The organism is Stenotrophomonas sp. YJH_SMC_94-11 (assembly GCF_059370435.1).
Genome location: NZ_JCAFTR010000007.1, coordinates 126,309 through 138,235, shown reverse-complemented (window position 1 = coordinate 138,235; position 11,927 = coordinate 126,309). Strand labels below are relative to the sequence as shown.

Genomic DNA, 11,927 nt, shown 5'->3' with positions numbered 1-11,927 from the left:
GGGTAAACCACGACCGCGCGCGCGGCCACTGAGCGTGCTCTGCGGCGGCCGGCAAGGTCAGTAGCGCGGGTCGGCGATGGCGGGCAGCACCAGTTCGCGCACGAAGCCGGAGGATGACAGCTGCAACAGGGCGCTTACCATGGCCACGACATCGTGGACCGGCACCTGCTCACCGTCGCCGCGCGCTGCGGCCTCGGCCACCGGCACCGACAAGGCGTCGTCGGTGTTGAGGTAGCCCAACTGCAGGCTGGTCACCGCCAGCCGGCGATCGCGGAAGCCTTCGCGCAGCGCATCGGCGATGCCGTTGAGGGCGAACTTCGAGGCGCCGAACGCCACTTCCGGGCGGCCACTGCGAGGCAGGGCCGAGGTCGAACCGGTCAGCACCAGCTGCGGGCGCGCTGCGCCCAGTACGCGGGGCAGCAGGCGTTGCAGCAGTAAAAGGGTCGCGGTGATGTTGACGTCGACCAGCTTCGTGAGTGCAGCATCGCTTTCATCGAGGAAGGCGTACTCGTCGCTGAAGGCCTTGTCTTCCCAGATACCCAGGTTGTGGATCAGCACATCGATATCGGCCGGTGCCTGCGCTGCGATGTGGTCGGCAGCCACGGTCGGCCGGGACAGGTCTGCTTCGATCCATTGCAGGGTGACGCCGTCAGCGCAGGCGATGCCGCACGGGCGGTTGCGCGAGACACCAATCACAGTGTCACCCGCGGCACAGAGGCCTTCCACGAACGCGCGTCCCAGGCCCTTGCTGGCGCCGATGACCATCAATTTCATGTTGCTTCCTCGTTGTACTGCGGCAGCCACGATCGGCTGCCAGAACGGTGCTCCACTTGGCGAACGCGCGCAGGCCGCCGCGTTCGGCGGTAAGGGTCGAGGCCGTGTCGTCGAACTGGCACCGGTACCGTGGCAGCAGCCGTCGCTGCTGCAGGCGCTGGGACGCAGTGGCCGCCGACGGCCCGGTCAGCTCGCTCAGGCTGCCTCCCGCACGGGGGGCGATGTGCGCCAGGATGAGCGAGAATGCGTAGGGTCACCGGCAACAGGAATCTCCTGGCATGGACGAGCACAACGCCACCACGGATGGCATGCCGCTGCCGTTGGCGTGGCAGAAAGCGTTGGCCGGCGCGCGCATCGAGCGGCAGTCGATGGGTGTTTCGCGGGCCGACGTTGCCCGCGTGCTGCGGCCAGGTAGACCCGACGCCTTCCTCAAGTCGGAACTGATCGATGCCTTCAGTGAGCTGGGCGATGAGATCGCACGCCTGCGCTGGCTCCAGGCACAGGGACAACCGGCGCCAACGGTGATTGCCACGGCCGAAGAAGCGGGCCGGCACTGGTTGCTGATGAGCGCGCTGCCTGGCCGCGATCTGGCTTCGTCGCCGGAACTCGCGCCGCAGCAACGGGTGGAGATACTGGCCGACGCGCTGCGCGGGCTGCATGCGTTGCCGGTAGCAGCCTGTCCGTTCGATCAGCGGCTGGCCTCGCGCCTGCCGGCCGCGCAGGCACGGGTCGAGGCGGGGCGCGTGGACGCCGATGACTTCGATGACGAACGCCTGGGACAGAGTCCACAGCAGGTCTTCGCCCAACTGTGCAGCACCCGTCCCGATCATGAAGATCTGGTGGTCAGTCATGGCGATGCCTGCCTTCCGAATCTGATGGTGGCCGAGGGGCGTTTCAGCGGTTTCATCGACTGTGGGCGGCTGGGCGTGGCCGACCGTTACCAGGACCTGGCGCTGGCCGCGCGCAGCCTGGTCCACAACTTCGGTGATACGCGTTGGGTCACGCCGTTGTTCCAACGCTACGGCGCTGTAGCCGACGAGCGCCGGTTGGCGTTCTACCGGCTGCTCGACGAGTTCTTCTGAGCCCGCGCGCGGCTGGCGATGGCCGCGCAGATCAGCCCACCGATCACGCTCAGGTGTTCCAGTGCGAAGAACAGGGCCAGCTGCTGTTCCGCGCCGTGCTTGGTCCAGAAGGCATGCACGATGGCGATGGTCAGCAGCATGAACACCGCCAGCGCGCCGCTGCCCAGCCAGAGCAGGCGATCAAGTAGCAGGCACAGTGAGCCACCCAGCAGCACCACGGCGCTGGCGAGGTTGAACAGCACAGGCGGTTGCAGCCCGGCCGCCTGCATTTCGGCCACGCTGTTGTCCCACGCCAGCAGCTTGGCCAGACCCGATGACAGGAACACCACGGCCAGCAGCAGTCGGGCCAGGAACCACAGCACGCGGCTGTCGAGCAGGGCGGTGATCATCCGCGGCATGAAGTCTCTCCGGGTTGGGCTTGGAACGGGCCGCGCAGCATCGGGCCTCAACCGCAGTTGAGGTCAAGGGCCGGCTGAACGGAACTCGCTGGTTGGCCGGGTTGCCATCTTCCATGTGGACGAACGTTCGTTCATTATTGGCGCCATGAACCGAGCCGACCGCAACGCGCAACGCAACGCGCAGATCCTGCAGGCCGCCCTGCAGTGCTTCCTCGCCAAGGGATTCCACCAGACCAGCATGCGTGACATCGCGCAGGCGGCCGACGTCAGCTTGGGCAATCTCTACAACCACTTCCCTGGCAAGGAAGCGATCATCCTTGCAGTGGCCGTGGCCGAGAGCGAGGAATTGGCGCCGTTGCTGCAGCGGCTGGCCGTGGCCGACGGTGATCGCACGCAGGTGCTGGCGTTCCTGCAGGACTTCCACACGCTGTGCAGCCATCCGGAATGGGCGACGCTTGCCGTCGAAGTGCTGGCCGAGAGCGCACGCAATCGGGCCGTGGCCGAGGCATTTGCGGCCAATCGCAGGCAGTTGCAGGCTGTGCTGGCCGAAGCGCTGCATCAGGTGGCACAGCGTGAACGTCGGCGTCCCGTGCTGGCCCCGGCACTGCAGGCGCAGGTGCTGCTGGATGCCATCGAAAGCGATGCGCTGCGTCGCGGGCTGGGCGAAGCCGGTGGCACCGATGAGGCTCCGCTGGACCCTGGCCTGCTCGCGCTGCTGCTCGGTGCACGCGCATGAGCGCGGTTGAGCGGCGATTGCACGGCCTCGATCTGGCACGGTATCTGGCGCTGGCAGGCATGGTGCTGGTCAATTTCCGCCTGGCGATGGCCGTGCCGGCAGAGGGTCAGGGTTGGCTGGCCGGCTTCTTCCATCTGCTGGAAGGCAAGGCCTCTGCGACCTTCGTCACCCTGGCCGGACTTGGCCTGGTACTGGCCACACAGCGCCTTGGCTGGATGCCGGCCGGCGCGCAGACCTGGCGGCGCGCGCTGTTCCTGCTGGTGCTGGGCCTGCTCAACCTGACCCTGTTCCCGGCCGACATCCTGCACTACTACGCGGTGTATTTCGCGCTGGCGGTGCTGTGGCTGCGTGCGTCGTCACGGGTGCTGCTGGCCAGCATCGCCGGCCTGGCGGCCGGGTCGTTCTGGGCACTGCTGCACTGGAATTACAGCCAGGGCTGGAACTGGCAGACGCTGGAGTATGCCGGTCTCTGGCAGTGGCCGGGTGCCGCGCGCAACCTGCTGTTCAACGGCTTCCATCCCTTGCTGCCCTGGATGTGCTTCTTCCTGCTGGGCATGCTGCTGGCGCGCCTGCCGTTGTCACAACCGCGGGTGCAGCGTTCCTTGCTGCTGGTGGGCCTGCTGCTGATCGGCGCAGGCCAGGCCGTGCAGCACCTTGCACAGGGAACGCCCTGGCAGCCGTGGCTGGGAACGCAGCCGATGCCGCCGGGACCGGCCTACGTGTTGACCGGTGCGGGCGCAGCCTGCAGTGCGATTGCCGCGTGCCTCTGGATCAGCCGCCGTTATCCGGGGGATTGGCTGGAACCGCTGACTGCAGCAGGGCGAATGACCCTGACCCTCTACGTCGGCCACATCCTGCTGGGCATGGGTACGCTGGAATGGTTGGGGCTGCTCGATGGCAGCGCGTCGCTACCGACCGTGCTGCTGTGGGCGCTGTTGTTCCTGATGCTGGCCACGGGCGCAGCGTGGCTGTGGTCGTGGCGGTTCACGCGGGGGCCATTGGAAGCGGTGATGCGTCGCGCCGCCGGCTAGCACGTTGGTCGCGCAGGCACGATGTTGTGACGGACATGTCTGTGTCGTGGCGGGCACATCTGCGATAGTTGTCGCAGATAACACTTTCCGCTTGCATCCATGTCATCCGCTTCGGCGCAGCATCTCGGCGAAGTCCTCCAGCAATCCTATGGCATCACCGCGACCGCCGTGGTGCCACGCCCGGTTGGCGCCGATGCCAACGCCAGCGTGTATCGCATCGATGCACGGCGCGGGCAGTGGTGGTTGAAATGCCGCAGTTACCAGGTGGCCCCTGCCGTCTGGGACACCCTGCATTGGCTGCGCGGCACGCTGGGTATCGAGGAGATCGTTGCGCCCTGGCCGGCCCTGACCGGTGGGGCATCGGTGCAGCGCTGGGGCCTGCAGTTCACCCTGTTCCCGTATGTGGAGGGCCAGTCCGGCTTCGAGGCGGCGTTGAGCCGCGCGCAATGGCAACGGTTGGGCGAAGTGCTGCGGCGCCTGCACGACGCGTGCCCGCCACCGGAGCTGCAGGAGGCGCTGCCTAGCCTGCGGATGGAAACCACAGCGCTTGATACCGTCGGGCAATGGCTGGCCGGCGAAGGCCTGGCGGCTGCCAAGGATGGGCTGGGCCGTGCCTTCGTTTCCGTCTGGGACCAGCAGCACGCGCGCATCGCGGCGCTGCACGCGCAGGCACTGCAGCTGCACGCGGCGTTGCAGGATGTGCCGGTGCGGCTGCACCTGTGCCACACCGACCTTCATGCCGGCAATCTGCTGATGGGCAATGACGGCGGCCTGCATCTGATCGACTGGGATGGCCTGTCGCTGGCACCGCGCGAGCGCGACCTGATGTTCATCGGTGGCGCTGTCGGCGGGCGCTGGGGCCGCGAGAACCCGTTGGGATTCGAGGAAGGCTATGGCAGCGACCGCGGCGACCCTCGCTGGATTGCCTGGTACCGTCACTGGCGCATCCTGCAGGACCTGATCGAGTTCCAGCAGGTCCTGCTGGGCAGCGATGGAGAGGACCGGTCGCCGCAGCTGCGCCGGCAGTCGCTGCATTTCCTCAGCGAACAGTTCGCACCGGGCAATGTGTTCGACGCGGCCGAGCGGGTGTATCGCGCGCTGTAGATCCACGCCATGCGTGGATGAACCCTGCGCGCTCAGTCAACGGTGGAGGCGCGAAGAGCAGCCGAGCGTAGGCTCGGCTCTACAGAGGAGTGCAGCGTCATCCACGCGTGGCGCGGATCTACTCGGCGGGCTTCGCCGCTGATGAGGCGGCTGCGCTGGCGGCGCGGCGCGACAGCACGGCCTCGCGGTGGGCAATGTAGGCGTTGGCGGCGAGGATGATGCCGGCGCCGATGATCGTCCAGCGGTCCACGCTTTCGTTGAACAGCAGCCAGCCGAACAGCGTCACCAGCGGCAGCTGCAGGAAGCTGATCGGGGTCAGCGCCGAGACTTCACCCAGGCGCAGCGCCCGCGTCCACAACAGCTGGCCGATGGTGCCGAGCACGCCGGTGGCCAGCAGCCACAGCCAGGCCATGCCGCTGGGCCAGACCCAGACGAACAGCGCCGGAACCAGCGACAGCGGCACCCAGAACACGTAGGTGTAGAGCACCACGGTATCGGCGCTGTCGACGCGGGTGAGCTGCTTGATCTGGATCGCCACCAGCGAACTGAGCACCGCGGCGGCCACGGCGACCAGGCTGCCCGCGGTGAAGCCGGCGGTACCGGGTCGCACGATCACCAGCACACCGATGAAGCCGACCACGACCGCGGCCCAGCGGCGCACGCGCACGGTTTCACCCAGCCACAGCACGGCGGCAATCGTGACGAACAGTGGCGTGGAGTACGACAGCGACACCGCCTGCGCCAACGGCAGGTGGCCCAGCGCCCAGAACGCGCACAGCATCGAGCCGAGGCCGATCGCACTGCGCACGAAATAGCGCGGCAGCTGCTGCGTCTTCAGCGGAGCACGGCCCGGCCGCAGCAGCATCGGCAGCAACGCCAGCAGGCCGAAGGCATTGCGGAAGAACGCCACTTCCTGGGTTGGCACGTACCGGGTGGCGTAGCGGATCGCGACCGCCATCAGGCCGAATGCCATCGTGCTGCCAAGCATCAGCAGCGCCGCCCGCATCGGGGCGCTTGGGGAAAGGGCGGGGGTGTTCACCACTGTGCGCCGAGCAGGCGGGGCTCCGGTTCGATCGGCACACCGAACTTCTCCAGCACCGAGGCCGAAATGCGGCGCGCCAGCGCCAGCAGTTCAGCGCCGCTGGCATTGCCGTGGTTGACCAGCACCAGCGCGTGGCTTGGCGCCACGCCGGCATCACCTTCGCGGAAGCCCTTCCAGCCGCAGGACTCGATCATCCATGCCGCCGAGACCTTGCGCTTGTCATCCTGCTCGGCCGGGAACACCGGCAGGTCGGGGAAGTGCTGCAGCAGCACGTCGACCTGTTCCAGCGGCAGCACCGGGTTCTTGAAGAAGCTGCCGGCGTTGCCCAGTACATCCGGGTCGGGCAGCTTGCGGCGGCGGATCGCGATCACGGCATTGGCCACGTCCACTGCGCTCGGCAGCTCCACGCCCTGTGCCTGCAGCTCCTCGCGGATGCCGGCGTAGTCCATGCGCAGATCGTGCAGCAGTGGCAGCTTCAGTTCGATGGCGGTGATCAGGTAGCGATCGGGTTGCTGCTTGAACACGCTGTCGCGGTAGGCGAAGCCACACTGTTCGTTGTCCAGCCGCACCCAGGCCTGCTCCTGGCAGTCCCACGCTTCGACCGCCTGGATGAACTCGCCAACCTGCGCGCCATAGGCACCGATGTTCTGGATCGGCGCGGCACCGGCCGTGCCGGGAATCAGGGCCAGGTTTTCGAGGCCAGACAGGCCTTCCTGCAGCGACCACATCACCAGGCCATGCCATGGCACGCCGGCACCGGCACGGATCACCGCATGGTCGGCGCGGTGTTCAAGGAAACTGATGTCACGGTTGCCGAACACCAGCACGGTGCCGGGCAGGTCCTCGGCGATCAGAACGTTGCTGCCGCTGCCCAGCACCAGCAGCGGGCCGCTGGCCACCTCAGGCAATGCCAGCACGTCCGGCAGCAGCGCGGCATCGTGCAGTTCCAGCAGCTGCGCGGCGCTGGCCTGCACATGGAAGGTATTCAGCGCCTGCAGCGGCGCATTGCGGGTGAGCGTCCAGCGCAGCGGGGCGTTGCCGTCGATGGTATCCATGGGCGCGCTCACAGCGGGGCCACCGCGCCGCGGCTTGGCGCTTCACGGCGGCGACGGATCGCCTCCACGCATTCGGAAACCAGCGCCGGTCCACGGAAGATCAGGCCGCTGTAACACTGCACCAGTGCCGCGCCTGCGGCCATCTTGGCCACGGCATCGGCGCCGGACAGGATGCCGCCGACGCCGATCAGCGGCACCGATTCGGGCAGGCGCGAACGCAGGCGGCGCAGCACCAGCGTGGACTGCTCCAGCACCGGTGCACCGGACAGGCCGCCAGCCTCATTGGCCAGCGGATCGCCGGCCACCCTGCTGTGGTCGATGGTGGTGTTGGTGGCGATCACGCCGTCCACCTGCAGTTCGCCCAGCACGCGGGCGGCGGCGTCGATATCGCGTTCGCTGAGGTCCGGCGCCACCTTCACCAGCATCGGCACGCGTCGGCCGTGCCGGGCAGCAAGGTCTTCCTGGCGGTCGCGCAGCTGGCTGACCAGCTGGCGCAGCGCGGTCTCTTCCTGCAGCTCACGCAGGCCTGCGGTGTTGGGCGAGGAGATGTTGACGGTGATGTAATCGGCCAGCGGGTACACCTTGTCCAGGCAGGCAATGTAATCGTCCACGGCCTGTTCGTTGGGGGTGTCCTTGTTCTTGCCGATGTTGATGCCGAGCAGGCCGCGGCGGTTGCGCGCGCGCTCGACGTTGCGCACCAGCGCATCCACGCCCGCATTGTTGAAGCCCATGCGGTTGATGATGGCGTTGTGTTCCGGCAGGCGGAACAGGCGCGGTTGCGGATTGCCGGCCTGCGGGCGCGGGGTGATGGTGCCGATTTCGACGAAGCCGAAGCCGAGCGCGAAAAGTGCATCGATGTGCTCGCCGTTCTTGTCCAGGCCGGCGGCCAGGCCGACCGGATTGGGGAAGGTCAGCCCGAACACCGTGCTGGGCATCGGCGCGATGCGTGCGGCCAGCAGCGGCGTGGTGCCGGTGCGATAGGCCAGGTCCAGTGCGGACAGGCCGAGGCCGTGGGCGCGCTCGGCGTCGAGCGAGAACAGGAAGGGGCGGGCAAGCGAATACATGCGTCGGTTCAGTCCAGCGTGCCGAGGAAGGCTCGGGTTCGATATTCAAAAGCGACCTGGCCGTCCACCGCATGGGCGGCGAACAGGTCATGCAGAGCGTCGATCATCGCCGCGTGGCGGGGATGACCGGATTGGGGTGCATAGGAGGAGGACAGCAGGCGCCCGCGCAAGGCGTCGAAGTCCAGATACTGCACGTTTGGCAGCTCTACCCTGCCGCGCAGGCCGGGGCCGAACCAGGCCTGCATGGTGGCATCGTCCTGGTAGCGCTCGGCCACAGCGGTGTAGTCGGTGCCGTAGTCCAGCAGCAACTGTTCGTAGCCGATCAGGAACGGGCTGGCATCGAGCAGGCGCGAATTCCAGTAGATCAGTGCCTGGCCACCGGGGCGCAGGATGCGCTGCCACTCGGCGCGCACCGCCACGGTGTCGAACCAGTGAAAGGCCTGCGCGACGCTGACCAGATCGATGCTGGCGTCCCCCAGGCCGGTGGCCTCGGCGCGGCCATCGACAGCGGAAAAGTCCGGATACTGCGGTGCCAGCCACTGTTCGGCGGCGGCGCGCATCGCAGCGTTGGGCTCGACCGCCACCAGCGGATGACCGCTGGCGAGAAACGGGCGGCTGGAGATGCCGGTGCCGGCGCCGATGTCGGCGACACGGGCCTGGTGGCTGACGCCCATCGGGCCGTGCAGCCAGTCCAGCAGTGCGGGCGGGTAGTCGGGCCGGTAGCGGACGTAGTCGGCGACGCGGTTGCTGAAGCGTTCAGTGCTGTCGGAGGCGGTCATGGCGTCAGTTCGACACCGCCGCCAGCCATGCCAGGCCGCCGAAGAACACGATGAAGACCAGGATGGCGGCAAGCACGGCGCCGACCATGACCCAGCCCAGCACCAGGCCGGTAACGGCCAGGCCGTCGCCTTCCAGTTCATGCGGGCGGCGGCGGATCTCGGCGCGGGCCATGTGGCCGGTGATGATGGCGACGATGCTGGCCACGAAGGGCAGGACGGTCCAGCTGGCGATGCCCATGACCAGGCTGACCACGGCCAGGGCGCTTGTCTGTCGGGGTGCCACGCTCATCGGGTCCTCCTTGGCAGTGTGCACATGATAGTGCCTCTGCCCGGGCAATCCCATGGGCAGCGGTTGCGGACGCGCCGACCAGGGTTGGCCGCTACGGTAGCCGTCGACCTTGGTCGACGAACGGCATGCCAACCAAGGTTGGCAGCTACCAGGCGCCTATCAGCCCATCAACACCTGGCCGCCATCCACGTTGAGCACGCTGCCGGTAATCCAGCGCGCCAGTGGCGAGCACAGGAACAGGGCGGCGTCGGCGATCTCACGCGCGTGGCCAAAGCGACCGAACGGGATCTTCGCCAGGGTGCCGTGGTACAGCGCTGGATCCTCGATGCGGCGACGGTCCCAGAGCCCGTCATCGAACTCGATCGAGCCCGGTGCGATGGCGTTGACCCGGATCCGGTCCTTGGCCAGCGCCAGCGCCTGCGAGGTGGTGTAGTGCGAAAGCGCGGCCTTGGCAGCGGCGTAGGGCGCGCCACCGGGGCGCGGCTGCTGCGCGGCAATCGACGACAGATTGAGGATGCAGGCATCGCTGGATGCGCGCAGCCAGGGCAGGGCCAGGCGCGAGGCACGCACCGCCGCCATCAGGTCGATCTGCAGGCTCGCAGCCCAGCCCTCTTCATTGTCGGCCATGCCGTAGCCAGTGGCATTGTTGACCAGCACATCGATGCCGCCGAGGGCATCGGCGGCGGCCTGCAGCCAGGCCTGGATCTGGCCGGGATCGGCCAGATCGGTGGAAAACGCATGCAATGGCGTGCCCTGCGCCTGTGCATCGGCGCACAGGGCCTCCAGGCCGGCCTGGCCGCGCGCGCAGACCGAGACCTGCGCACCGGCACCCGCAAAGGCCAGTGCCATTTCACGACCAATGCCTTTGCTGCCGCCGGCAATGAGCACGCGGCGGCCGCTGAAATCGAGGATCGGAGCCCCTGCGGGGATCCGACCCTGGGCATGGGTCAGATCCCCGGAGGGGCTCTGACCCACAGACGTGTCTGCGTCGCTTGCCATCACAGGTCGAACTTGATGCCCTGCGCCAGCGGCAGCGAATCCGAATAGTTGATGGTGTTGGTCTGGCGGCGCATGTAGACCTTCCAGGCATCCGAACCGGACTCGCGGCCACCGCCGGTGTCCTTCTCGCCACCGAAGGCGCCGCCGATCTCCGCACCGGACGTGCCGATGTTGATGTTGGCGATGCCGCAGTCGCTGCCGGCGGCCGACAGGAACTTCTCGGCGGTCTTCAGGTTCTGGGTGAAGATCGAGGACGACAGGCCCTGCGGCACGCCGTTCTGCATGTCGATGGCTTCGTCGAGGGTGTCGTACGGCATCACGTACAGGATCGGTGCGAAGGTCTCGTGCTGGACCACGGCGTCGCTGTTCTTCAGGCCCGTGACGATTGCAGGCAGCACGAAGTTGCCGGCGCGGTCGATGCGGGTGCCGCCGGTCTCGATGGTGCCGCCGGCCGCCTTGGCCTGGGCAATGGCATCGAGGAACTGCTGCACGGCGCCTTCGCTGTTCAGCGGGCCCATCAGGTTGGCGGCATCGGTCGGATCGCCGATCTTGCCTTCCACCTGCTTGTAGGCCTTGACCAGGGTGGCCAGCACGTCGGCGTAGATCGAGCGGTGCACGATCAGGCGGCGGGTGGTGGTGCAACGCTGGCCGGCGGTGCCGACGGCGCCGAACACGATGCCCGGCACGGCCAGCTTGAGGTCGGCGGTTTCGTCCAGGATGATCGCGTTGTTGCCGCCGAGCTCCAGCAGGCAGCGGCCGAGGCGGCGTGCGACCTTCTCGTTGACGGTGCGGCCGACCTGGGTCGAGCCGGTGAAGCTGATCAGCGGCACGCGGCGGTCATCGACCATCTTTTCCGACAGCGCGGTGCCGGCATCGTTGATCAGGAAGAAGATGTCCGGGAAGCCCGCTTCGCGCAGGGCATCGTTGCAGATCTTCAGCGAGGCGATGGCGGTCAGCGGCGTCTTGTTGGACGGCTTCCAGATGCACACGTCGCCACAGATCGCCGCCAGGAACGAGTTCCAGCTCCACACCGCGACCGGGAAGTTGAAGGCCGAGATGATGCCGACCAGGCCCAGCGGGTGGTACTGCTCGTACATGCGGTGGCCGGGGCGCTCGGAATGCATGGTGTAGCCGTACAGCATGCGGCTCTGGCCCACGGCGAAATCGGCGATGTCGATCATCTCCTGCACCTCGCCATCGCCTTCCGGCTTGCTCTTGCCCATTTCCAGGGCAACCAGCGAACCCAGGGCGTCCTTGTGCCTGCGCAGTGCTTCACCGCACAGGCGCACGGCTTCACCTCGGCGCGGCGCCGGCGTGGTACGCCAGACCTTGAAGGCTTCCTGGGCGCGGGCGACGACGGTCTCGTACTCGGCCTCGGTGGTGGCGCGGACCTGCGCGATCGGCTCGCCGGTGGTCGGGTTGACCGGGGTGATCAGCTCACCGCTGGTCGCGCTCGACCACTCCCCGTTGCCCAGGTACGTGCCAGCGTTGATCGCGTCCAGGCCAAGGGACTTGAGCAGCTCGGAAGACATGCAGACTCCTGTGTTTCGTTACGTTGTTTGGTGCCATCGCGG

The 11,927-nt window shown here is 67.5% G+C and carries 13 protein-coding genes; 4 read left to right on the top strand and 9 right to left on the bottom strand.

Annotated features, from left to right (window positions below; all coding sequences use genetic code 11):
- Positions 1 to 57 precede the first annotated feature (57 nt).
- Positions 58 to 774: an SDR family NAD(P)-dependent oxidoreductase gene (locus tag AC5P74_RS13655; protein WP_070489328.1), complete on the bottom strand. Its 717-nt coding sequence runs from the start codon at positions 772 to 774 to the stop codon at positions 58 to 60.
- Between the two features lie 278 nt (positions 775 to 1,052).
- Between AC5P74_RS13655 and AC5P74_RS13650 the strand changes: the two genes are divergently transcribed.
- On the top strand, positions 1,053 to 1,856 hold the full coding sequence (locus AC5P74_RS13650; RefSeq protein WP_053500030.1) for an APH(3')-II family aminoglycoside O-phosphotransferase: 804 nt from the start codon (positions 1,053 to 1,055) through the stop codon (positions 1,854 to 1,856).
- On the opposite strand, the gene AC5P74_RS13645 is transcribed toward AC5P74_RS13650, so the two are convergent.
- Positions 1,829 to 2,254 (bottom strand): DoxX family protein, encoded by a 426-nt coding sequence (locus tag AC5P74_RS13645; RefSeq protein ID WP_005416291.1) that lies wholly within the window; start codon positions 2,252 to 2,254, stop codon positions 1,829 to 1,831. The genes AC5P74_RS13650 and AC5P74_RS13645 overlap by 28 nt on opposite strands.
- A 145-nt stretch (positions 2,255 to 2,399) precedes the next feature.
- Here AC5P74_RS13645 and AC5P74_RS13640 point away from each other — a divergent pair, with 145 nt between their 5' ends.
- The 3 genes from AC5P74_RS13640 (at position 2,400) to AC5P74_RS13630 (ending at position 5,125) form a co-directional block, all read left to right on the top strand.
- Positions 2,400 to 2,990: a TetR/AcrR family transcriptional regulator gene (locus tag AC5P74_RS13640; RefSeq protein ID WP_053500042.1), complete on the top strand. Its 591-nt coding sequence runs from the start codon at positions 2,400 to 2,402 to the stop codon at positions 2,988 to 2,990.
- Positions 2,987 to 4,021, top strand: coding sequence for a heparan-alpha-glucosaminide N-acetyltransferase domain-containing protein (locus AC5P74_RS13635; protein ID WP_346607503.1), 1,035 nt, complete (start codon positions 2,987 to 2,989; stop codon positions 4,019 to 4,021). The genes AC5P74_RS13640 and AC5P74_RS13635 overlap by 4 nt, the downstream gene beginning before the upstream one ends.
- Before the next feature lie 99 nt (positions 4,022 to 4,120).
- Positions 4,121 to 5,125, top strand: coding sequence for a phosphotransferase (locus tag AC5P74_RS13630; protein ID WP_346607502.1), 1,005 nt, complete (start codon positions 4,121 to 4,123; stop codon positions 5,123 to 5,125).
- Between the two features lie 118 nt (positions 5,126 to 5,243).
- Here the strand turns inward: AC5P74_RS13630 and AC5P74_RS13625 are convergent, their stop codons facing one another.
- The 7 genes from AC5P74_RS13625 to amaB form a co-directional block, all read right to left on the bottom strand.
- Positions 5,244 to 6,131, bottom strand: a complete 888-nt coding sequence (locus AC5P74_RS13625) for a DMT family transporter (protein ID WP_005416295.1) — start codon at positions 6,129 to 6,131, stop codon at positions 5,244 to 5,246.
- Positions 6,132 to 6,160: 29 nt separating this feature from the next.
- Positions 6,161 to 7,222 carry a UDP-N-acetylmuramate dehydrogenase gene (gene murB, locus AC5P74_RS13620; RefSeq protein ID WP_005416296.1) on the bottom strand — a complete coding sequence of 354 codons (1,062 nt, stop codon included), beginning with the start codon at positions 7,220 to 7,222 and terminating at the stop codon, positions 6,161 to 6,163.
- A gap of 8 nt (positions 7,223 to 7,230) precedes the next feature.
- Positions 7,231 to 8,286, bottom strand: coding sequence for a quinone-dependent dihydroorotate dehydrogenase (locus AC5P74_RS13615; RefSeq protein ID WP_053500023.1), 1,056 nt, complete (start codon positions 8,284 to 8,286; stop codon positions 7,231 to 7,233).
- Positions 8,287 to 8,294: 8 nt separating this feature from the next.
- Complete coding sequence (locus tag AC5P74_RS13610) at positions 8,295 to 9,065, bottom strand: class I SAM-dependent methyltransferase (RefSeq protein ID WP_346607501.1); 771 nt, start codon at positions 9,063 to 9,065, stop codon at positions 8,295 to 8,297.
- Positions 9,066 to 9,069: 4 nt separating this feature from the next.
- The gene (locus AC5P74_RS13605; protein WP_053500019.1) at positions 9,070 to 9,354 is read right to left on the bottom strand and encodes a DUF4190 domain-containing protein; all 285 of its coding nucleotides are present in this window, start codon (positions 9,352 to 9,354) and stop codon (positions 9,070 to 9,072) included.
- 159 nt (positions 9,355 to 9,513) lie between these two features.
- On the bottom strand, positions 9,514 to 10,353 hold the full coding sequence (locus AC5P74_RS13600; protein ID WP_346607500.1) for an SDR family NAD(P)-dependent oxidoreductase: 840 nt from the start codon (positions 10,351 to 10,353) through the stop codon (positions 9,514 to 9,516).
- The gene (gene amaB, locus AC5P74_RS13595) at positions 10,353 to 11,885 is read right to left on the bottom strand and encodes an L-piperidine-6-carboxylate dehydrogenase (protein WP_005416301.1); all 1,533 of its coding nucleotides are present in this window, start codon (positions 11,883 to 11,885) and stop codon (positions 10,353 to 10,355) included. The genes AC5P74_RS13600 and amaB overlap by 1 nt, the downstream gene beginning before the upstream one ends.
- Between the last annotated feature and the right edge of the window lie 42 nt (positions 11,886 to 11,927).